We start from the raw sequence: 22,418 nt of genomic DNA on the forward strand, positions 1-22,418 counted from the left end.
TCGAGGGTCTGGGCCGAGGGCCCGGCGACGCCAGATCCGACCGACACCGCCGGCTTGTTGGTCGCGGTCACTTGTCACCGTCCGGGCTCACCGCACCGAACCCGGCCCAGCCGGCGGTACCCGGTTGCAGGCTGTGGGTGTCGCTGACGCGGATCGGCGCGGCGGCCGGCCCGTGCTGCTGATGGGTCAAGATCGCGGCCAGGTCGGCATCGGCGAAGCGGCCGGCCAGCGCCGCGGTACCCAACGCCTGATCGACGGCGGCCGCGCCGTGCAGTTTGGCGAACGCCACCGCTTCGGCCATCTTGGAACGCACCCGCGACGCGCCGGCCGCAGCGGCCTCGACCAGCCACGCGGCCGCGCCGTCGCCGATGGCCAGAAACGCCGCCTCGGCCGGGTTGGCCGCCCGTGGGGTGCGGTCCCCGGGCAGCGCGCGGCGCCCGGGATGATCACTGGGGTAATGCTCGTCGCGGATCTGCGGTCGCCCGCGCTGCCCACGGGCGTGGCGGGCGATCTCGACCGGGCCGCCGTCGGCGATGACGGTGACCACCAACTCCTCGCCACACCAGCGCACCCAGACCCGCTCATCAATATGGTGGTGCGGCACCGAATAACGCACCCCCTCAACGCTGATCGTGGAGTCCCACCCCACCCGACGGGTCAGCCCAAACGCCAGGGCCACCGGCTGGGCGGGCAGCACATGCAGCCGCGGGAGTTCCTCGACCAACAGCTCGGCAGGCACCCGACCGGTGGCACGATGCGGGCGGGCATTGACCTGCTCGCAGAAGTCCCGGCACGCCTGCTGGAGTTCAGCGAAAGTGGCGTAGGCGTCCAGCAGATTAGCCTCGGTGGGCACCAGATCGGCCTTGGCGATGCGCACCGTGGCCTCCGAACCACCCTTGGTTTGTGGATCAGCCGGCACACAGGTGCGGATCGTCATCCCGTAATGACGGCCTGCGGCGACCACATCGGGATGCCGAATCGGCACCCGCGCAACATGTTCGACGGTCACTGTTTTCTCGTTGTCGGTCAACGCATACGTCGGTGCCCCGCCGATCACCCGCAGCGTGGTGTCCAGACAGCCCAGCAAGCTCGGCAGGGTGCGATCCCAGGTGGGCAGCACCACCCGAAACCGCGACCAGGCCAGCCACGCGCAAAACAACAATGTCTGCCGGCCCGCGACGGTGGGTCCTTGGCCCCAGTCGAACTGCAGCCACAACCCCGGCTCGGCCACCCACGGCCGAAACACCCGGCGATGACCCGACCGCCAGCTCTTCTTGACCGCCGCGACCGCGCGTCGGGTGGTGCGCTCCGAGCCGTCGAAGCCCATCGCGACCAGCTTGTCGTGGGCGACGTCGGCGCGGATCAACCCGTTGGAGCGGTCCACCCACTCCTCGACCTTGTCCAGGAATGGATCAATGGCCATCTCTCGCCGCGGCCGCTCATCCGGGCTGAGCCCGGCGTCGCGCAACGCCACGTAGTGGGCCACCGTCTTGTGATCACAACCGGCCAGCGCGGCCGCGGCGCGGTACCCACCGGTCAAGTCGAACGCCTCCAAAATCTCCATGATCTCCTCACTGCTTTTCACTTACTGGCCTTCCGCCCTCGACACACTTGGTCGACAAACAGCCAGCCCGACACCGCCGCCGATCACCGGCAACGACACGACCGCAACGGGGAAATCGCTGGGCCGTCAGTGGGGAGATCTCGTGACCGCCAGCGGGGAGATCAGCTGGCCGCCAATGGGGATTTTTACGCGTCCGCTGTCAGACGCCGAATGCGCGGTCGTAGTCGGCCAGATCACGAACCAGGTGATCACCTGCGGTGGGTGGCTGGCCGGTTTGGAACTGCTGTCGCAGCGCTGCGGCGCTGGCGACGTGGGCGGGATCGGTCAGCGTTTGTCGCGCCGCCCAACAGCGGTCATGAGCCGCCAGGAGGCGGCCGGCTCGGGCCACCGTCACCTGGGCAAGGGTGGTGGTCACGTCGACGAGTTGGCCGATCGCGCCCGGGTCCACGGAGTAGTCGTTACCGGCCACCCGCACGTAGTAGTCACGTCCCAGCCGCACCGAGGAAACCGACTGCACGACCGGCGGCACCGGCGGCAGCGCCAACATGTGAGCTCGATCGGCATCGAGGAAGTCGACCGGGCGACCATCGAGGACCCGCACCCGACGCGCGTTGGCAGTCGCAAGCCATTGGTCGAGTTGACTGTTGAAGTCCTGCGGTGAGACGAAGCTGCGGCCGGGCAGAAACGACGTCTCCAGATATCGGTTGGCTCGCTCGACCATGCCCTTGGATTCGGGGTCATAGGGTTTGAGTTGCACCAGCCGCGACCCCAGCGTGCCCATCAACGCCGTGACCGACTCGGTCAACCGGCCGCGCCGTCCGATCCCGGCCTCGTTGTCCCACCACAACTCGTGCGGTATCGCGGTGAAGGTCTGCGAAAGCAGCTGCCACATCCCGGCCACCAGGTCCATGGTTTGGCGGGAGGGCAGCATCACCGCGGCGATGAAGCGGGAGAACGCTGCCACCATCACCAGCACCGGCAGCATCGTTTCCTGGCCGAAACCGACCGCAATCTTGGGCGCCGGGAACCACAAGTCGCACTGCACCACCCGTCCCGGCGGATGCTCGAGGCGGTCGACCGGATCAGCCGGCAGGTACTCCGGGCGGATCGCCCGGACCCGCTCCCGGAACCAGGAGATCGAACCGGTCCACCCGACCCGCTCGGCGATCACCGTCGCCGGCATCGTCGGGTAGGCCGTCAACAACGCCCGGATTCGAGGTTCCACCTCGTTGATCGCCGACGGCGCCGAGGCCCGCTCGTACTTCGGCGGACCATCACTTGCCACCGCGGCCGCCACGGTGTCTCGCGCAATGCCGAGTTGCCGTGCGATGGCCCGCTGCGATAGCCCTTCGCTGCGGTGAAGATGCCGGATCAAGGCCCAGTCTTCCAAGGAGATCACCCATCCAATCTGATCGGGTGGCCTACTTTTCAACCGTCGCGACTGGCCGGATCTTCAACCGTCGTCAACAGTCCATCGTCGCAGAGCTTCCGCCGCGGGCGAATCCTGACTGAGGTAGGGGGATATCACCGTTTCGTCGGCTTCCCTCAGGATCAGGCTGACGCGTCTAACCACGTTGTCAATGATGACATCACCGCCACCCTCGCGTTTAGTCACTGTGACGGTTTGGGTCGTATTAGCCGGTGGCCTTGTCGGAGCCGAGACCTATTGTGAGGGCTTGTTGTGCGGCGGAATAGGTGAAGGACGGGCAGATGGCCAAGCGTGGTGACCGTATGGCGGCGAAGCGGCGCCGGCAAGAGCGCGAGAAGCAACGTCGTCATACGGTTCCCGAGACCGATCCCGGTCCGGAGGCCTTCGGCATCAAAATGCCATCGCCGGCCGCTCCAGGCGGCCCCGCCTCGCGGCCTGACTTCTCGGAGGTGGATTGGGACAAGCTCAAGGCTGCGTACCCGGACGGCGCGCACGGGCTCATGCGAGCGATGTTTCTTGGGCTCATCGGTGAACGCGCCAAGCGAGCAAAAGATCTTCTGTCGTGGGGTCTGCGGCCCAATCCGATCCATCGCGAGAGCCGCCTCGCATTCGACGATGTGGCAGTCACACTCGAGGATGAAACGAATTTGGTTAGCTCGACGGCGCTCTATCCGACCATGAACGCGTGCGAAAATCTCGCGGCGGCGGCCGAGGTCATTGCGCTGGCACTCACACAGGGGCAAATCCGAACGTCGGCAACGGCGGCGCTGTGCCGTATTGCGATAGAATCGTCGGCCAAGACCATCTGGCTGATTTCCGAGACGGACACGGAAGAACGGATTCGCCGCTGCTACGGATTCCTCAAGGCTGAGCGTGGCCGGCAAGAAGAGTTCGAGAGGCTTGAGGCTGAGGCGCTGGTAGCACGAACAGACCCACTGGCGGAAGTCGATCTGACCAACTTTGAGAAGCGGCGCGAACGGGTGGCTGCTCGGCAGGCCAAGATCGCGGCGTTATCCGCCGAGCATATAACTGGGCCAAGTGGCGGACCGCTCAAATTGGTTGAAGGCGCGGAGATTTGGATGGACGAGCAACTGCCACGCAAGGCTGACGCCGAGTTGGACGCCGTGATGCACCCACGTAGCGCCAAGAGCTTCTACTCACTGGGCTCGGGGTTCGTTCACGGATTCAAGTGGCTGATGGGATACGTGCTCAACGACGAAGAACTCGACGACACGCCACTGCTGGCGATCACTCTCGACTCCTTTGGAAACGCAATTCGCATGACTGAGGCTGCAGTGTCGCTGTACGAGGCACAGTCGATTGGCCCCCGTCCAGACCCCAAGCGAGCTCGCAACTATCCCGACGGTGTGGCAGACGCCGTAGAGGTACTGGCTCCGCAATATCGGTTCGCGGAGAAGAGAACGCCGACTGAGCTCGGTGAGGGCCACCGCGGCAGCGGAGCATGACAGTGCATGGGCATCGCCGGTCATATGGATGCGGCTCTCCATATCGGGCGATTCAGGCGTGTCGGACGAGTAGTTCGCCGATCTCGGCCATACCATCAGAGACGTGCCCACCCATGGGCGCGCGGCGGCGCAGATTCGAAACAGCGAGCTGATTGATTACCGGCCCGCTGAGGGTGAACCTGTCGCTCAAATTCCGGCCGACGAGCTGTGGTCGGTGCCGTTCGAGAGATGTGCGCCGGTCCGCAAAGCCACGACGTACAAGGGTCAGAAAAACTTCACCGGCGAGTGGTGGTGCTCGACCACAGAGTCGCACATCCCATTCGAATCGTGGGTTGAACGGGACTTTCTGATCGCGGCCGACTTCGATCCAGACATCATTGGAATATCCGTACAGCCCTTCGCTTTTCGCTTCACTTCGGTCGCAGGGAAACAGCGGCAGCACACACCTGATGTGTTCCTCCGAACCAGATCCGGCGACGGCGTCGTCGTGGATGTTCGACCAGACCGACTCGTGGACGGTGACGCACGCGAGGCATTCGAATCGACCAGTGCGCTGTGCGGGCGTACTGGGTCTGGGTGGACCTACCGCCGGGTTGGAGATCAGCCACCGATCCGAGCCGCGAACTTGCGTTGGCTCGCCGGTTACCGGAACCCACGAAATCGACGGCAGGACGTCGTCACCAACCTGACCTCGCTACTGGCCCACAACCCGAAGACAATCGGCGCAGCCGCCCTCGCGGCGGGCGAACCGCTATTGGTATTACCCACTCTCTATCACCTGCTCTGGACACACGAGATCGACGTCGATATCGACTCGGCACCGATCGGTGAACATACGCTGATCCGGTTGGCCAAACGATGACTGCTGAGCCCGCCAGAATCGCCATCGGCGACTTTTGTCGCTACGACGGCAAGTTCTGCGAGCTGGTGGCGATCGACGGAATGATAGCGAAGCTACGTCGCGAGGACGGTCAGCTCGCAGCAGTCAAGATTGCGGACTTGTTCGCGGACAGTTCATTCGACGTCCTATCCCCCAGCGTTCGTCGCCGCCCAATCCCACCCGACTACTTCTCCGCGCTGCCGAGACGGGTCCAGGAGCGCGTCCTCTGGCTCGAGCACCACATCTCCGAAGTGGTCGACGGGATACCAGTCGGCTCACCGCCGCAGACCACTCCACGGAACGGATACGACATTCGATCGACATCACTCGGACAGCGAGAACGCAACAAATGCTCCGAACTTGATTCCGCTGGAACGCCATTGGGCCTGAAGTACTTCCAAGAACTCCGTCGGCGTTACGAACGATCCGGCGTTGCCGGGCTGGTTGACGGCCGTCTTCACCGTAGGCGCTCGCCAACCCGTCGGGTCGATAGTCGCTACGTGGGCGTGCTGTTGGAGGTGCTGAACGAGAACGAATTGCAGTCGACGCGCACAGAGATTGCCATGAAGTGGCACGTGGACCGGCGAGTGGTCGACAAGTTCGGCGACGGAGTGAAACTACCTTCTCACACCACATTTCATCGGCTGATGAAACAGCTCCCCCAAGCGCGTCACGCCACTGGATCCGCACGAACCCGGCAGACGAAGAACCATCAGCCGGAGGGCGTGTTCGGTAAGGTGGTCGCGAGCCGTCCCGGGGAGTGGATGCAAATCGACACCACGCCGTTCGATGTCGGCATCCGGCTCGATGAGTCGGTGAGGGGTCGGGTGGAGCTGACGGGCCTCGTCGACGCTGCGACGCGCACAATCGTCGCGGCGGTTCTCCGACCTACGACGAAGGCAGTAGACGCATCCCTTCTTGTCGCGAAATCGATGACGCCGGAACCGATGCGGCCAGGATGGATCGATGCCGTCCGAATGTCGAACTCGGTCCTGCCCTACCACGCAATGCGGTCTGTCGATGACAGACTTGAGCACGCTGCTGCCCGCCCCGTCATCGTTCCCGAGAACATCGTGTACGACAACGGCGCCGTCTATCTGTCGAGCACTTTCCGCTCTGCATGCCGATCGCTCGGGATCAGCATGCAGCCTGCACACAAGGACGAGCCTACCGATAAGCCGATCGTCGAACGCACCTTGGGATCGGTCAAAACCCTTTTCGCACAATACGTCACGGGCTACCTCGGATCATCGGTCGAGAACCGAGGCAAGAACGCCGAGCAGAACGCAGTATTCTCGCTGCAAGAGCTTCAGGATTTGCTGGACGAATGGGTCGTCGTCGCCTGGCAGAACAGACCCCACGATGGACTGCGGGACCCCTTGAACCCGCAAAGAAAGCTGACCCCGAACGAGAAGTACGCGTCCATGCTCGCCGTCAGCGGATATATCCCCGCGCCGTTGACCTCCGACCAATACATCGCACTCCTACCCAGCCTGTACCGGACGGTGACAGCCGCAGGCATCACCATCGACTACCGGACCTACGACAGCGACGACTTGGACGCTGCGCGGGGTGAGATCTCCGGGGTACCCGGCAAGGGCACGCAGTGGCAGGTCCACTACGACCCCTACGACGTCAGTCGCATCTGGGTTCGCAACCACCACGGCGAGGGCTACCTGATGGCCTGCTGGACGCAGCTCCACACCGCACCGCAGCCGTTTGGGTCGTCACTGTGGGAGCATGCACGTCAACTCGAGACAAGTCGAGGAGAGCGGCGAACCTCGCAAGAGGCGATCACGGCCGCAGTCGAGGACCTCTTGGGACGTGCGTCCGTGGCGCCCGAGCCGGCGACCCGGCGTCGCCGCACCGCAAAGGACCGCCGAGCCATCGCGCGTACACGGGCGGCGGCGGAGTTACCACCCACATTGCCACCAGCAGAGGAAAAGCCGACGCCCCATTTGTCTCCGGCGGAGGACGACGATATCGCCGACGTCATCCCACTACCCGTATTCGACGCCGAGAAGGAGGCCGACACATGGTGATTCGAAGATGACCGTCGATGAGCAGGCGGCCGAGCCCGACCTCGACCCCCGCCAGCTGCCGTCAGTAACGCTTGATGGTTGGCGCAGATTCGTCGACGCCAAACCCGCAATATTTGACCTACCCGATCACGATTACTACAGCACGCTCACCGGTGCGGAGAAGCTCGCATTCGATGACCGACGCATGGCCTACCACTCGGAGTTGGTCATCATCGAGACTTCAACGGTCCGCCACATCACCCGCCAGGGCCGGCTGTTGACTCTGCTCAATCAACGTGAATGTGGCGCCCGCCGATCCATGATCGTGTCAGGGCCGTGGGCGAGCGGGAAGACCACCACCATCAAGTTGCTCGGAAAGATCCACGAGCAGAACGTACGCCGCCGGTATCCCGGCCAGGACCGGATACCTGTCGTCTACATCACAACACCGCCGAAAGGCTCGCCCCGCAAGCTCGCTTCAGAGTTCGCCAACTTCCTCGGACTTCCTACGCGGCAACGTCACAACACCACAGACATCGCCGATGCGGTGTGCCACGTGCTCACCGAGGCCCGGACCGAACTCGTCATTGTCGACGAGATCCACAACCTCAACCTTGCCAGTGCCGCCGGCGAGGACATGTCCGATCATCTGAAGTACTTCAGCGAGCACATGCCCGCCACATTCGTCTACGCGGGCATCAATGTGGAGCGCTCCGGGCTGTTCACCGGAGTCCGCGGCCGGCAGATCTCAGGACGGTCCGTTCTGATCAAGACAGGCAACTTTCCATTCAACGACGAATGGAAATCGCTTGTCGCATCAATGGAATCAGCATTGCGCCTGTACAAGCACCGAGACGGCACGCTGACGCGCAACTCGAAATACCTACACCAACGAACGGGTGGGTCGATCAGCAGTCTGAGTCATCTCATCCGAGTCGCGGCGATCACGGCCATCCTCAGCGGAGACGACGCGATCACGCGTGAGGCACTCGACGCAGCCATCATCGACCACGCAGCGGAGGCCGCAACCAGCCACCCAGTCGCCCCCAAGGCCGGGTAGGTCACGATCATGACAACGCTCACGTCCAGCATCGGCAACCCAACACTTCCCCGTCCGGTGAGGCCCCTGCCGAACGAAGTGCTTGCCGAATACCTCGCCCGTCTGGCGAAGGCGAACGGCATCAGCCGTGCTCGCCTGGAAGCACTGCTGACCCGCCGGGGGCCAACGACGCGAGCCGCTCTCGCCGCCTGCGTGTCGATGAGCGATCGCGCCCTCGCCTTCGCACTGCCCGAACTGCGAATTGCGGGCGATACCGACGCCTATCCTGAGTTGTTGCAGCGCGAAGTGGAATCGGTCGGGCCCGGATGTCCACTGTGCGCATCGAGACACGGGCAACGTATTTCCTTCCCGCAGGTGTGGTCCACCCACGACAACGTGGTGTGCGTCCACCACAGCATGTGGCTCAACGGCACGGCCTTTCGTGCCGACCCAACCCGCCCGATCGTCAAAATCGTTGGCGCCTCACGTGCCGATATTCTGCTTGCACACCGGCGGCATCAACGTCTCATCCACCAACACGGCCGGCCCGCGATTCTGCAATCTGTCACCGACGCCTACGACATCGTGGAGCAGTGGAACTACTGGCGACCGCTGGAAGCGATCGGATTCCGACTCTCCGAACTCCAACCCGATGAAGCCCAACGAGGCACGGGCACTGCGAGCCGCAACGCAGCCATGTATCCCGAGATCATTCGGCTGGCCACCGTGCTCAGCGACTCGGCGTGGCGCAGGCGGCTGCTCGCGAAAGACAGAGCAAGACGCGGCAAGGCCATGCTCGACCTTTTTGAACTCGTCCTGGATGGCGACGCCCCCTACCGTGCCGCGGATCCGATCTACGAATGGAGGCTGCGCCAACTGGCGGCAGCGGATGTCAAGAAGCTTGAGCGCAGGGGCAGTCAAGAGAACACGAGGGGATGATGATGACGACAGTCGATCAGGTTGGACCTGCGCTGCCCCACGGCGCAGCAGGATGCACCGACTGGCAGCTGGATGGCGACGAGCTATACAGGATCGTCTATACCGACGAGGAAAGCGTCGAGGGTTACGACGTCGGCGTACACCTGTCCGCCATTCAACACCCCAACGGAGAACTCAGCTCTCATGACTTCGTCGAGATCTACCTTGACATCGCTGGTAATGGTCCGCTGTCCGCGGAACAATCACGTGCGCTGGCTCGAATACTGCTCGACGCCGCCGAACAAGCCGAGCATTGGGCGACGGTGCTGGCGCGCTGAGATTTCAAAGTAGTCAAGCGCACTCGCCGGCATGGATCGTAAAGCACGACGGACACACCGCGTCACCTGAGCGTGTGCCAGCGGACTTCTGATCTATGCGCTGGGCCGCGAGCACCGCTTTCTGAAGCTCGCTCATGACGTGCTTGTTGCGGAGCGGAACATGTCAAGGCCGGTGAGACAGTTTCTTACGCGGATTTGATGAGTGCTTCGGGGGTTGGTTGGTTGATCCAGGCGACGGTGGGCAGTTTCGGTGGGGTGGGTCGGCGGTGCCGGAATCTGGCGGGGTTGGCGGCGTAGGTCGCATCCAGGGTGGCGGCGCGCTGGGCCTGGATCTGGGTTGCGGTGCCGTAGTGCACTGAGGCCGCGGTGTGTAGCGCAATGCCACTGTGACGATGTTCATGGTTGTAGTAATCGAAGAATGCGCCGCAGAAGGCGCGGGCGTCTTCGATGGAGCCGAACCGGGCCGGGAACGCCGGGCAGTACTTGAGGGTCTTGAAATTGGCCTCCGAGTAGGGATTGTCGTTGGATACATGCGGGCGGCTGTGGCTGCGGTCCACACCCAGGTCGGTCAGCAGTTGGGCGACCGGCTTGGAGGTCATCGAAGTGCCGCGATCGGCATGTAGGGCCAGTTGACCGGGCTCGATGCCGTGGCTGGCCAGCGTGTCGTCGATGAACTGCTTGGCCAACTCACCGGTCTCGGTGGCAGCGAGGGTCCAACCGACCACGTAGCGCGAGAAGATGTCGATGATCACATACAGCTGATAGAAGATACCGCGTTGCGGCCCTTGCAGTTTCGTTATGTCCCACGACCAGACCTGGTTGGGTGCGGTGGCGATCAGCTCGGGTTTCTTGCGCGCCGGGTGGGTGCGCTGACGGCGCCGCTCCCGATTCTCCCCGGCAATGGCTAAAAGCCGGTACATGGTGCGAATCGAGCACAAGTAGATGCCGTCATCGAGTAGCCGCGCCCACACCTGCGCCGGTGCCAGATCGCAGTACTCCGCCGATCGCAGCACCGTCAGGATCTGCTGGCGTTGGGCCTCGGTGAGCTTGTTGGGCGGCTCCGGCCGAGCCCGCGGCGCCGGGCGTGGTGGCGGGTTGCGGCGCCGATACAGCGTGGCCCGTGACGCGCCCAGCAACTCACACGCCCGCGTCGTCGACGTCGCCGCCTCCAGGGCGGGCAGATGCTCGCCGATCACGGCTTGCACCTCGGCTCGGAGTCCGCGCTCCCGGAGAGCATCTCCAAGAGCGCGTGTGCTTTTCCCGTGATCTCCAGGGCCAGCTTGGTGCGGCTCAGCTCGGCTTCCAGCGCCTTGGTGCGCCGCCGCAGCTTGTCCAGCTCGACCTGCTCAGCGCTGCGTTTCGGCTTGCCCCGCGACGCCAGCCCGGCACGGGCACCGGCGTCGCGGGCCTTGCGCCACTCGGCGATGTGCGAGCTATACAGGCCCTCGCGGCGCAGCAACGCACCACGCTCGGACGAACCCGCCGGCAGCGCGTCGTACTCATCGAGGATCCGGGCCTTGTACTCAGCGGTAAACGTGCGCCGCCGGGCCCGAGCACCTGGATCCGGCGCGCTGTCCACTTGATCAGTATCAGCGCACCCCTGCAGGGATGCGATCGTCATAGTCACGGAAATGGTGATCCTGTCTCGCCCTGTAGCGATAATCGGCTACTGCTGCTGTCTCACCTAACCCTGTCACACAGGGGAGCAGCCTGCCCACCCGTTCCACAAGTTCGCCAGCCGATAGCGATTGGCCGGCGGACACGGTGCGGCAGTACTGCTGCACCTCCCTCAAAGGCACAATATCGATCGTCCGGGGGCCGAGTTCGCGTGCGACGGTTAATGACTGGTTCCGCAGTCTGAAAGTCCGTGGTTTGTTACCGGACTGATTCAATGGGTTTTCCGACACGATGCGCTGCTGCCGCTCGGCAGCTGAAATAGCCCGATTGAGCAGACGCGAGAACTCATCGTGAGACTCTCGGCCCGTCGCGCACTTTCGGTAGACCTGGTGCAACCGCCACCCAGTCAGAGGACCCTCCGCACCCACGATGCGAACGATGTTGTCGATGACCCGGTCGGCAGGTGTCTGCGAGATCGGTGATAAAGGCTCAGAGAAAACGGGATACCTCTGCAGCGCGGGAGGCGCAGAGCTGGAGGTCTGCGGCCGCGCATCGCTGGTTGAAGCCGGTGATTGAAGGCGTTCTGGAACCACGCGACGGGGTCGGTCCACACGGCTCTCCGAACGAGTCAAGTTCTGCACTGGCGGTCCAGGTCTCACAACGCGGTGACGAGTCGCTGGTGCAGTCGGTCTGACAGATTCCGTCGTGGTCGTTGCCGGTCGAGATACGGTCGGCTTCTCAGTCGGGGGCGACGTCTTCGGTGGCTCATTTGGCGCTGTCGAGGGCGCGGTCTTCACCGATTGACCGAAAAGCCGCTCGCGTTCGGCAGCGATGATGTCGCGTGCGAGTTCGGCCTCTGTGACGTCGTAGGCTTCCGGGGCGCTTGCAGCGGTTTCACTTTCGCGGGCAAAGCTCTCGAAGAGTTCCTTCTTGGTGGCCAGGATCTCACGGAGTCTCTGATCGACTCCTTCGTCGGACAGAAGTCGGTGGACTTGAACGGATTCGAGCTGGCCCATGCGGTGCGCCCGTGCGATGGCTTGCCACTCGGTGGTCGGTTTGAGCTGCGGTTCGCAGATCACAACCACTGAGGCCGCCTGGATGTTGAGACCCACTCCGCCAGCGACGATTTGGGCAACCAGCACGGCCCCCTTGTTGGCAGCGGAGAAGTCGTCGACCATTACCTGGCGTTGGCTGGCGGCGACAGAGCCGGTCAGTGGTCCAAAGACCCGGCCCGGCATATGCCGTGCAACGTCGCTCAAAATATCGAGGAAGTGCGAAAAGACGACGACGCGGCGGCCGTTGGCCTCTGCCTCTTGAACGATCTCGACCAGGCGTTGCATCTTGGTCGATTTGATTCCCTGCTTCATCGTCGCCTGGCGCATCGCCATGAAGTTGCGCTGCTCCACGGCGGAGCGGTACGCCGCGGCGTCGTCGCCCGACATCGGCATCCACTCGTCGACCTCAACGAGTTCGGGAAGCTCGGTGAGGACATCTTCTTGGTTGCGGCGCAGGTATGCCGGCGCTACCTGGCGGCGAAACTTCTTAGGCGCGAATTCGTTCGCATCCAACACGAGGTCCGGGCGGAGGTAACCGACGAGGTTGCGGAACTCGTCAAGTCGATTCTCCAGTGGCGTGCCGGTGAGCAGAATCGCCCGTTCACACGAGTCGATGAGCTGCGCGGTTCGTTGCGTGCGAAGCGCATCGGGATTCTTAATGTAGTGCGCCTCGTCGACGACCACGCAACTGAGCGCCGGGATCGACACCTCATCGTTGAGCCATCGCAGCGTATCGAAGGTCGTGACGCCCACGCCGCCGTTGCGTTGCCAGTTCTTCGCCGCCCATTGCCGGTCGGGGCCGTGCAGACGGTGTACGGGCAGTTTTGACTTCGCGCTGACCTCGCGGACCCAGTTGGTCACCACGGCGGCGGGGCACACGACCAGGAAGTTGTGGTCACCCTTTGCTCGCAGGTGCGCCAGCGTGGCGATGGCCTCGACGGTCTTGCCCAGGCCCATCTCGTCTCCGATGATGACCTTGCGCTGGACCAGTGCGAAACGTGCCGCAAAGCTCTGGTAGCCGCGTAGCGATGCAGTGAGGTAGTCGCCCTTCAACTCGAAATCACGTACTGCTTCGATGATTTCGGTAGGCAGGTCACCGTGAGTCTTCTCGTCGTCCTCGGTGATGAATCCCAGTTCAGCCAGTAGTGCGAAGTAGTCGGCTGGCCGGGTGAGGAAGTCTTCCCAGGGATCGCCGGTTGTTGCGGCGTCTTGGGCGTCGGCGATCGCTCGGGCTGCTCGGGCGACTATCTGAACGGCGTCCCGGAAGTCCGCGACGGTCGACAAGGCGGTGGGGATGACGATGGCGTGGGTGACCGTGTTGTCGATGACTGCTGCGACGGGTGCCAACTCTTCGACGATTGCCATGTCCGCCGACGAAGCGGTGGCCCTACGCGCCGCGTCCCACCCGCGCAGGTGGCGAAGGAAGTCGGTGTGCTCCGGGGTGCGGTTCTTGATGTCGATGCGCATCGGCATCTCGTCGTAGGTGTTCTGCCGCAGCGTCCGGGCGGCTGCGCGAATGCGGGTTGCGGAGGTTTCCCCGATGCCGTCGAAGTGCTCGAGAATGCCTTCGTTAGCCAAGACAGCGAGGACAGTGGTGATGCCGTTGTCGGTTAGAGCGCCGATGCGGATCTTGTCGCGGGTGGCTTCGCGTAGCCGTTCCACGGACATGTCGGCCAGCATGCGATCGGTCTCTTTGGCGCGGACGGCGTTTCCCGCGTCGACCGCGGCTTTGCGCAGCTTGGACTCTTCAGTAGCCGCACGGTGGATGACGGCGGTGGCATTCGGGAGGATCGCGAAGGTCGTCGAGTCGACCAGCTCGGCAGTTTGGCCGTGGTCGGGTAGCTGCTGTTTGAAGCCCACCCAGTCGGTCAGGACGTCGCGGACAGTGAGGGCGCGGATCCGGGGATCGTCGATCGGCTTGGCCTGGTCGATCGCCTGTCCAACACCGCTAGTCAGGAACCACCGTCGGTAGTCGGTGAGGAACTGCGCCGCTTGATTGGCTTTGTCGCGGGTTCCGCCGAACAGCAGCAGGCGGCCGAACCCGGTGACTTTCCTTAGGTCCTCCGTGGCCGCCGCGACTTCGGTGGTGAGCCGGTCAAGTTCTCGCTGGACGTCTGGATGAATTGGCGGGAGGCAGGATGCCCTGGCGATGGTGTGGACGAGCGCCTGATCGTCGGTGCGTAGCGGGATGACGTGCCAGAGGTAGTGGTTGTTGCGCAGTGCCTTCGCGGTGCGTGCTCGTAGCGCGGCGGATTGGGTGGCGGCCGTGCTAGCAATCTCATGGCGTGCGACTGCCACCGCCTTGGCCGCGTCTACCCAGCCTCGTACTTCATCACCAATCGCCGCTGTTGACGGCTGTGCGTCGCTGCTCATGGTCCCCGTTGATCGACTTGCTTCCTGCGGGAGATTAGCGGACCTAGCGACGATTCGCGGACTACCCCGGATATTGTCGGGGAGGTCGACTAGCGTGGGTCAGCTATCTACCGGGGAGGACAAGAAGTGCTGCTGGAAGAGTTGAAGCCTGGCCTGCGGATCGACGGGTTGATCCCGGCGCAGGTGATCACAGTGATCTTTGCCCAGTGGCACGGCACCGACGCTTTGGAGCTGACCTATAAGACCAACGACGGTGCGCTCGGCCAGCAGGTGGTGTTCCGCAAGGACCAGGACAACCTCACCGTCGCCCAGACCGGAAGCCGGGCGTTCGACGCCAACGCCACCGACTTCAAGATGGTCGCCGAGGCCCAACGGATCACCCTGGCCGGATTGTTCGACCCGATGTTGGCCGTGGCCACCAGCGACGTCCGACCGCTCCCCCATCAAATCCGCGCGGTCTACGGCGAGCTTCTCCCCCGCACGCCGCTACGGTTCCTGCTCGCCGATGACCCAGGCGCCGGCAAGACCATCATGGCCGGCCTGTACATCAAAGAGCTGCTGTTGCGCGACGACGTGCGCCAATGCCTGATCGTCGCCCCCGGCGGTCTGGTGGAGCAGTGGCAGGACGAACTGTTCTTCAAGTTCGGGCTGCGCTTCGACCTGCTGACCAACCAGCTCATCGACGCCAACGTCAACCTCAACGTCTTCGAAAGCAACCCACTGCTGATCGCACGAATGGACCAGCTGTCGCGCAACGAGGAGCTCCAAGCCCAGCTCAAGGAGACCGAGTGGGACCTGATCATCGTCGACGAAGCCCACCGCATGGGCGCCCACTACTTCGGGGGCAAGCTGGAGAAGACCAAGCGCTTCCTGCTCGGTGAGATGCTCGGCCGCATCACCCGCCACCTGTTGCTGATGACCGCCACGCCGCACTCCGGCAAGGAAGAGGACTTCCAGCTCTTCCTCACCCTGCTGGACCGCGACCGCTTCGAAGGTAAGAACACCAAGACCGCCAACACTGACGGCATCATGCGCCGCATGGTCAAAGAAGACCTGCTGACCTTTGACGGGAAGAAGCTCTTTCCGGAGCGCCGCGCCGAGACCGTGCCCTACGAACTCACCGAACTGGAGTACTCGCTCTACGAGCAGGTGACCGCCTACGTCCGCGAGGGCATGAATCGCGCCGACCGGGTGGGCGGCAAACGCAAGAACACCGTCGGCTTCGCACTGACCGTGCTGCAGCGCCGCCTGGCATCGAGCCCCGAGGCCATCTACAAGAGCCTCGTGCGCCGCACTGAACGGCTCGAGCGCAAGAAGCTCGAAATTCTCAACGGCACCTACACCGACAGGGAGCCGACCGTCGACGTCGAAGGACTCGACGCCGATGACTACAGCTCCGAGCAGATCGAGGAGCTCGAAGAGGAGCTGCTCGACGCCGCCACAGCCGCGCAGACAGTCGAGGAACTTGATGCCGAACTGCTGGAACTAGCCGAGCTGACGACAGTCGCCAAGCAGGTTCGCGATTCCGGCACCGACCGCAAGTGGACCGAGTTGAGCCGCATCCTCCAGGACGAGGCGCTGACCGTCGACGCGAACGGATGGCCGCGCAAACTGATCATCTTCACTGAGCACCGGGACACCCTCGACTACCTGGCGGGTCGCATCCGGACCCTGATAGGCAAGCCCAACGCCGTGCAGGCGATCCACGGCGGAGTGCGCCGCAGAGAGCGGCGCATGATCACGGAGGAGTTCACCAAGAACAGGGACTGCCAGATCCTGCTGGCCACCGATGCCGCCGGCGAAGGCCTGAACCTGCAAGCGGCCCACCTCATGGTCAACTACGACCTGCCGTGGAACCCGAACCGGATCGAGCAGCGCTTCGGCCGTATCCACCGTATCGGCCAGGAGGAAGTCTGCCGTCTCTGGAACATCGTCGCCAGCAATACCCGCGAAGGTGACGTCTTCGTACGGCTGCTCGCCAAAATCGAGGAACAGCGAAAAGCCTATGGCGGCAAGGTCTTCGACGTCCTTGGGGAAGCTTTCTCGGAGACTCCGCTGCGGGAACTGCTTCTGGATGCGATCCGGTACGGCGAACTCCCCGAAGTCCGCGCCAAGATGCACGAAGTCATCGACCACAAGGTGTCCGACGGGCTAAAGGAATTGCTCGACGAACGAGCACTCGCTTCGGACCATCTCGCCGATGCCGACCTCGCCAAGCTTCGCGCCGCTATGGACGAGGCCCGTGCACGTCGACTCCAGCCGCACTACATCGAGCTGGCATTCAAGGCGGCGTTCACCCGACTCGGTGGCCGCATCGCCAGACGCGAGCGAGGCCGCTACGAGATCGCCAACGTGCCGGCGCAAATCAGAGCCAGCAAGTTCCAGCCAATCGCGACAAAGTATGACCGCGTCACCTTCGACCTTGAACATGTGCACTCCGAAGAACTGGCACGCGCCGACCTGCTCGCACCGGGACACCCGCTGCACGACGCAGTGATGGACGAAGCAATACGGCACTTTGGAGGCACCCTCAACAGCGGCACCGTGCTGGTGTCGGCGACGCTGGAGGAGCCTCACCTGCTCGTCGGTGTTGTCGAAGAGGTCGCCGATGCCACCGGTGCTGCGGTGTCCCGACGTTTCGGCTACGCCTATGTCGACAGCCTCGGCACCGTAACGCCTGCAGGGCCGGCACCCTATCTCGATTGCGTGGCCGCACCCGACACGCCAGCCGTCGCCGCAGCACGCCAACTCCCCTGGCTGGCTGACGCCGAAGACCGTGCCAACAGCTGGATCATCACGACCCAACTCCCCGAGTACTTGGCCGAGGTGCAGCCGTGGCGGGCGGCGGAACTGGCCAAGTGCCGCGACCTCGTGGTCAAACGGCTTGAGGGAGAACGTGACCGGATGCTTCTCGACGCTGCTGTGGCAGCCGAAAAGGAGCAGGCCGGCGAAAAGCCGAAGGAGTCCGCTGAGAGCCTCAACCGCAAGGCAGTCGAGCTCGATGCTCGCCTTCGCAACCGGCTTGAACTGCTCGACAAGCAGGCATTGATGTCGACCAAGCCCCCGCGCATTGTTACCGCAGCACTCGTGTTGCCCGTAGCGATGGTTGACGGTGAACTTCCCGCGTCGGCGCCTATTCATGCCAAGGAGACCAAAGAGGTCGAACGCCGCGGCGTCGATCTGGTGATGGCGACGGAACGGACGCTAGGCCGGAAACCAGTCGAACAACCCTTCAATAACAAGGGATTCGACATCCTGTCCTCGGACTCAGGCGGCGGCACATACCGCATCGAAGTCAAGGCCCGACTGGACGGTGCCTCCGACTTCTTCGTCACGCACAACGAGGTGATCGTCGGCAAGAACGCGGCACCTCGTTACCGGCTGGCTCTGGTCAAGGTGGATCCGCGAGGGCCAGCTCATGACGAAGTGCGTTATCTCGACAACCCGTTCTCCTCCACGGATCTTGGTGACTTCGATGCCACCGGGATCCGCGGCGACTGGAACAAAATGTGGAACAAGGGAACTGAGCCATTCTGATGACTTCTGACAAACAAGTGCCAAAGCGCAAACTGATCGAGGTCGCGCTGCCTCTGGAAGTAATCAACCGGGAATCAGCCCGGGAGAAGTCAATCCGGCACGGCCACCCCTCCACTCTGCATCTGTGGTGGGCTCGCCGCCCGCTCGCGGCCGCCCGCGCGGTCTTGTTCGCCCAGCTCGTCGACGACCCCTCCTCGCATCCCGAGGAATTCCCCACCGAGGAGCTGCAGCGCAAGGAACGCGAGCGCCTCCACAAGCTCATCGAGCGCCTGGTCGTGTGGGAGAACATCCGTGATGAGAAACTCCTCGCCGAGGCACACGCAGAGATACTCAAGTCCACAAACGGGAAGCCGCCGCCCATCCTTGACCCGTTTGCGGGTGGCGGGACGATCCCACTCGAGGCTCAGCGGCTCGGCCTTGAGGCACATGCATCAGATCTGAATCCGGTTGCAGTGCTGATAAATAAGGCGCTGATCGAGATACCTGCCAAGTTTCGAGATGAACCGCCAGCGTTTCCAGGCCTCGCTGAATCGGAGATTCGATCATGGACGGGGGCTGAAGGCCTTAAAGCTGACGTCAGCGCTTACGGCGCCTGGATTGCCAGAGAAGCCAAGCGACGCATTGGTCACCTATACCCGCCTGCTCAATTGGAGGACGGATCTCAGGCACCTGCCGTAGCTTGGCTCTGGGCACGTACAGCTAGATGCCCTAACCCTGCCTGCAGGATCGAAATGCCACTCACAAAGAGTTGGTGGTTGAGCAAGGGCCGTGGTACCGAGGCATACGTGGTGCCGACGGTTGTCGCAGACCAGGGCGACCAGTCTGGTCATCGAGTGCAGTTTCAAGTTATGACCGGCCTACGCGGTGCACCGGCCGCTGACGATGATGGAACTGTCTCTGGAAGAACTGGCGCCACTTGCATAGCTTGTCATACGGCCGTTCCGATGAAATACCTAAGGGTCTCCTGACGTTTCTGTGGGTCTGGTTTCATGCTGCTCGACCGGGCAGTGCGGGGCATAGGCCGCCGCGGGTGAGCATGGCCATGCCGATCATCGCCTCAGGGCTGTGAAACCCGTACGCACGCGTGGTCAATGCCCGCAGGTGGGTGTTCGTCGCCTCTGAGCGGGCATTCGACAGTTGGTGGTCGAGAGTGTTGCCGATGAGCTCCTTGTGACGGCGGACGGTGCGGGCTACGGCAACGAATTCCGGGATGCGCGAGTGCGACGCCCAGGACAACCAACCGGCCAGCAGGCGATGGCCGTCGCGGCCTTTGACCCGAAACACTTCGCGGAGTTGCTCTTTGAGCAGATACGCCCGATACAGCGTGGCGTTGGTAGCCGTGATCGACGCGAGGCTGGTGCGTTGCTCACCGGTCAGATCGGCCGGGTTCTTGCGGGTCGCCCACATCGCGTGCCGGTCGCGGACACCGGCGCGGGCCATGGTACGCACCCGCACCTTGTCGAGGGCCTTGAGCGCCCAGGCCACGACATGAAACGGATCCAGGCAGATCACCGCACCCGGGGCCCGGTCCCGCAGCACGGCGTGAATCCATTCCGCCCCATCACAGCTGACGTGAGTCAACGCCGCGGCACGTTGGGCGCCGAGCTGGTCGAAAAACCGGCCCAAGGTGTCCTGGTTGCGGCCTTCGGCTGCCCACACCAGCCGGCCTGTCGTGTGATCGATGACGCAGGTTACATAGCGGTGGCCTTTGCGGTAGGCGATCTCGTCGATGCCGATGCGGGTCAACCCGGCCAGCAGGTCGTTGGTGTCGCGGCCATCGGCGACCACCCGGCCCACGATCGCGGCGATGGTGCGCCAGGCCACCCGCAAAAACACCGCGACCACACTGATCGCGGCATGCGCGGTCAACCACGCGGCTGTGTCCTCAAACGCCCAGGTGTGACGGGCCCCGGGCCGCGCCCAGGGCAGGTGGGCCACCACCACTCCATGCTCGGGGCAGGCTACCCGCGGCGCTGCGGCCTGCAGATAGGCCTTCGTCGTCCCCAGATCCAGGGTGCGCCAGCGCCTGATCCCCTCCCCGCCGTCATAGCCCGCACAGCGTTTGCGGCACCGCGAGCACCGGCTGGCCTGGTTCGCCTTGGGCCGCACCTCAAACACCAGCACCTCGCTGGTCACCGGCTGTTTTCCGCGCGAAGTCTCCGTCTCGATCATCACGTCATCGACGACCATGTCCTGGCCACCGAGGACCGTCGCGAATACCCTGGATTTACCCAACGCCGTACACCCTCCTTCGTCTTGAACCCGATAACAGTCCAAAACGTAAGCAGGACACGGCGTTGGGCCACAAGCCCCCTGGTCACAGACCCACGACTACGGCAGAAGAGCCATACCTAAGATCCGAGGGGAAAGCCGGAAGACTCGGACAGACACTCCTCGCGATCGTCGCGGAAGGGCCGCGTCGACGGTTCTATGTCACCCCTGACCAGATGCAAATTAGCGCAGCGCAAGTAGCGCGCCCCGAGCACACAGTGACTGGCGATATTGCGGACAACCCTCGTTGGTTCTCGCCGCCGAGCTACGGTCTCGTCCAGTTCGCTGACCTATTTACGAACCGTCAGCTACAAGCGCTCTCGACGTTCAGCGATCTTGTGATGGAGGCGCGTCTACGGGTAATTGCCGACGGAGGCACCGCCAGCTACGCGGACGCTATTGCGACGTATCTGGCAATGGTGCTTTCCAAGGTCGCCGATCGCGGTTCATCCGTAGTCACTTGGGGCATTCAACGCGCTTCAACGAGGAACACCTTTGCGCGTCAGGCGATTCCGATGGCATGGGATTTCGTCGAAGCGAATCAGTTAGCCGACGGAACAGGCAGCTGGTCCGGCGCTCTTTCGTGGACCTGTGAATCCCTTGATGGACTACCCCTCCAAGGAAGTGTCGGCCAAGTCGAGCAGGAGGATGCGCGCGAGGCTGTTAAACGACAAGCAGTTATCGCTACTGACCCCCCGTACTACGACAACATCGGCTATTCAGACCTTTCCGACTTCTTCTACGTTTGGCTCCGTCGATCGTTGAGAGACATCTATCCAGATCTGTTCGGTACGATGCTCGTGCCCAAGGCGCTTGAACTGGTCGCGAACCCTTACCGACATGACGGTAAGTCCGGCGCAAAGGCGTTTTTCGAGAACGGTTTTCGCAAGGTCTTCACGGAGGCACGGGAGGTGACTCACGGCGACTACCCGATTTCCGTGTGGTACGCCTTCAAACAATCAGAGTCCGGCGAGGACGGCGAGGCGTCGAGCGGGTGGGAAACTCTCCTAGACGGCATGATCGGCTCCGGATGGGAGATAACTTCCACTTGGCCGATTCGCGGCGAACGCGGTGGTAGAACAATCAGCCTCGAGACTAATGCTCTCGCTTCTGCAATCGTTCTGACGCTTCGGCCGCGTAATACGTCGGCGCCTACTGTCGGCCGCAGGGACCTTATTGACGCCCTCAAAGCAGAACTGCCCCCAGCGCTACGCCAGCTTCAGCAGGGCCAGGTTGCACCCGTGGATCTACCTCAAGCCGCAATCGGGCCTGGTATGGCCGTATTTAGCCGCTACAGAGCTGTTCTGGAACCGGATGGCTCGCGGATGTCGGTACGCTCTGCGCTGGCCCGCATCAACGAGATCCTCGACCATGTGCTCAATGAGCAGGAAGGCGACTTCGACTCGACGAGCCGCTTCGCAATCGCGTGGTATCGCCAACATGGCTACGACATAGGCGTTTTCGGGGATGCAAACAACCTCGCCAACGCCCGAAACACCACCGTCGATGCAATGGACCGCGGTGGAATTCTGACCAGCCGGGCCGGCAAAGTCCAACTCATCAAGCCGTCAGATCTGAGCACGGACTACGACATTCTCGCGGACCTCCACGTCAGTAATTGGGAGGCACTGCACCACCTGATCAAGACACTCGAAGGCGAAGGCATCAGCGCGGCGGGTGATTTCTTACGTAACGCACTGAGTCGTCCCGACGGTGCGGTAGACGCCGACCTCATCAAAGAGTTGGCGCACCTGTTGTTCCGCATCGCGGAGAGCAACGGCTGGACCAAGGACGCATTGAGCTTCAACACTCTGGTCACCAGTTGGCCCGAGATATCCGACGCTGCGCGAACTGATACGTCTGCAAGCAGTTCGCAGAGTGCATTCGACTTCGATGAGGGGGACGACTGA

13 protein-coding genes and 1 pseudogene are annotated in these 22,418 nt (G+C 63.1%); 9 read left to right on the plus strand and 5 right to left on the minus strand.

All coding sequences use genetic code 11. The features are described 5' to 3' along the window. Nucleotides 1-67: 67 nt before the first annotated feature. Together istA (ACJ512_RS15990) and istA (ACJ512_RS15995) are read right to left on the minus strand one after the other, a co-directional pair. Nucleotides 68-1,585, minus strand: coding sequence for an IS21 family transposase (gene istA / locus ACJ512_RS15990; RefSeq protein WP_163687197.1), 1,518 nt, complete (start codon nt 1,583-1,585; stop codon nt 68-70). A 178-nt stretch (nt 1,586-1,763) separates the two neighbouring features. Beyond that, entirely contained in the window at nt 1,764-2,963 is a 1,200-nt protein-coding gene (gene istA / locus ACJ512_RS15995) for an IS21 family transposase (protein WP_407689160.1), read from the minus strand. A gap of 296 nt (nt 2,964-3,259) precedes the next feature. Here istA (ACJ512_RS15995) and ACJ512_RS16000 point away from each other — a divergent pair, with 296 nt between their 5' ends. The 6 genes from ACJ512_RS16000 (at nt 3,260) to ACJ512_RS16025 (ending at nt 9,655) form a co-directional block, all read left to right on the plus strand. Beyond that, on the plus strand, nt 3,260-4,459 hold the full coding sequence (locus tag ACJ512_RS16000; protein ID WP_070940868.1) for a hypothetical protein: 1,200 nt from the start codon (nt 3,260-3,262) through the stop codon (nt 4,457-4,459). 103 nt (nt 4,460-4,562) lie between these two features. Further along, entirely contained in the window at nt 4,563-5,321 is a 759-nt protein-coding gene (locus tag ACJ512_RS16005) for a TnsA-like heteromeric transposase endonuclease subunit (protein WP_165610918.1), read from the plus strand. Continuing rightward, complete coding sequence (locus ACJ512_RS16010) at nt 5,318-7,381, plus strand: Mu transposase C-terminal domain-containing protein (RefSeq protein ID WP_234796088.1); 2,064 nt, start codon at nt 5,318-5,320, stop codon at nt 7,379-7,381. The genes ACJ512_RS16005 and ACJ512_RS16010 overlap by 4 nt, the downstream gene beginning before the upstream one ends. A 7-nt stretch (nt 7,382-7,388) precedes the next feature. Next, entirely contained in the window at nt 7,389-8,420 is a 1,032-nt protein-coding gene (locus tag ACJ512_RS16015; protein WP_070354033.1) for a TniB family NTP-binding protein, read from the plus strand. A 9-nt stretch (nt 8,421-8,429) separates the two neighbouring features. Continuing rightward, nucleotides 8,430-9,338 carry a TniQ family protein gene (locus ACJ512_RS16020; RefSeq protein ID WP_070940867.1) on the plus strand — a complete coding sequence of 303 codons (909 nt, stop codon included), beginning with the start codon at nt 8,430-8,432 and terminating at the stop codon, nt 9,336-9,338. Nucleotides 9,339-9,340: 2 nt separating this feature from the next. After that, nucleotides 9,341-9,655 carry a hypothetical protein gene (locus tag ACJ512_RS16025; RefSeq protein ID WP_125939735.1) on the plus strand — a complete coding sequence of 105 codons (315 nt, stop codon included), beginning with the start codon at nt 9,341-9,343 and terminating at the stop codon, nt 9,653-9,655. Nucleotides 9,656-9,840: 185 nt separating this feature from the next. On the opposite strand, the gene ACJ512_RS16030 is transcribed toward ACJ512_RS16025, so the two are convergent. Continuing rightward, nucleotides 9,841-11,276 (minus strand): IS3 family transposase gene (locus ACJ512_RS16030; protein WP_407689799.1). Its coding sequence is split into 2 segments (ribosomal slippage): nt 9,841-10,916 and nt 10,916-11,276, totalling 1,437 coding nucleotides; the frame shifts between segments, so codons are not numbered across the junction. Next, nucleotides 11,245-14,700, minus strand: a complete 3,456-nt coding sequence (locus ACJ512_RS16035; RefSeq protein ID WP_461479759.1) for a DEAD/DEAH box helicase — start codon at nt 14,698-14,700, stop codon at nt 11,245-11,247. Before ACJ512_RS16035 ends, ACJ512_RS16030 begins: the two co-directional genes overlap by 32 nt. Before the next feature lie 126 nt (nt 14,701-14,826). Here ACJ512_RS16035 and ACJ512_RS16040 point away from each other — a divergent pair, with 126 nt between their 5' ends. Together ACJ512_RS16040 and ACJ512_RS16045 are read left to right on the plus strand one after the other, a co-directional pair. Then, a complete protein-coding gene (locus tag ACJ512_RS16040; RefSeq protein WP_407689453.1) occupies nt 14,827-18,237 on the plus strand; it encodes a helicase-related protein in 3,411 nt (1,136 codons plus the stop codon). Further along, a pseudogene (locus tag ACJ512_RS16045) lies at nt 18,237-19,196 on the plus strand (DUF1156 domain-containing protein); the annotation flags it as partial. The gene ACJ512_RS16040 and the pseudogene ACJ512_RS16045, both read left to right, overlap by 1 nt. A 28-nt stretch (nt 19,197-19,224) precedes the next feature. Here ACJ512_RS16045 and ACJ512_RS16050 read toward each other — a convergent pair. After that, entirely contained in the window at nt 19,225-20,472 is a 1,248-nt protein-coding gene (locus tag ACJ512_RS16050; protein WP_407689820.1) for an ISL3 family transposase, read from the minus strand. Nucleotides 20,473-20,684: 212 nt separating this feature from the next. On the opposite strand from ACJ512_RS16050, the gene ACJ512_RS16055 reads away from it, so the two are divergent. Then, nucleotides 20,685-22,418, plus strand: a complete 1,734-nt coding sequence (locus tag ACJ512_RS16055) for a DUF1156 domain-containing protein (RefSeq protein WP_461479760.1) — start codon at nt 20,685-20,687, stop codon at nt 22,416-22,418.

It is taken from the genome of Mycobacterium cajalii (genome assembly GCF_045809005.2).
Lineage (GTDB): Bacteria > Actinomycetota > Actinomycetes > Mycobacteriales > Mycobacteriaceae > Mycobacterium.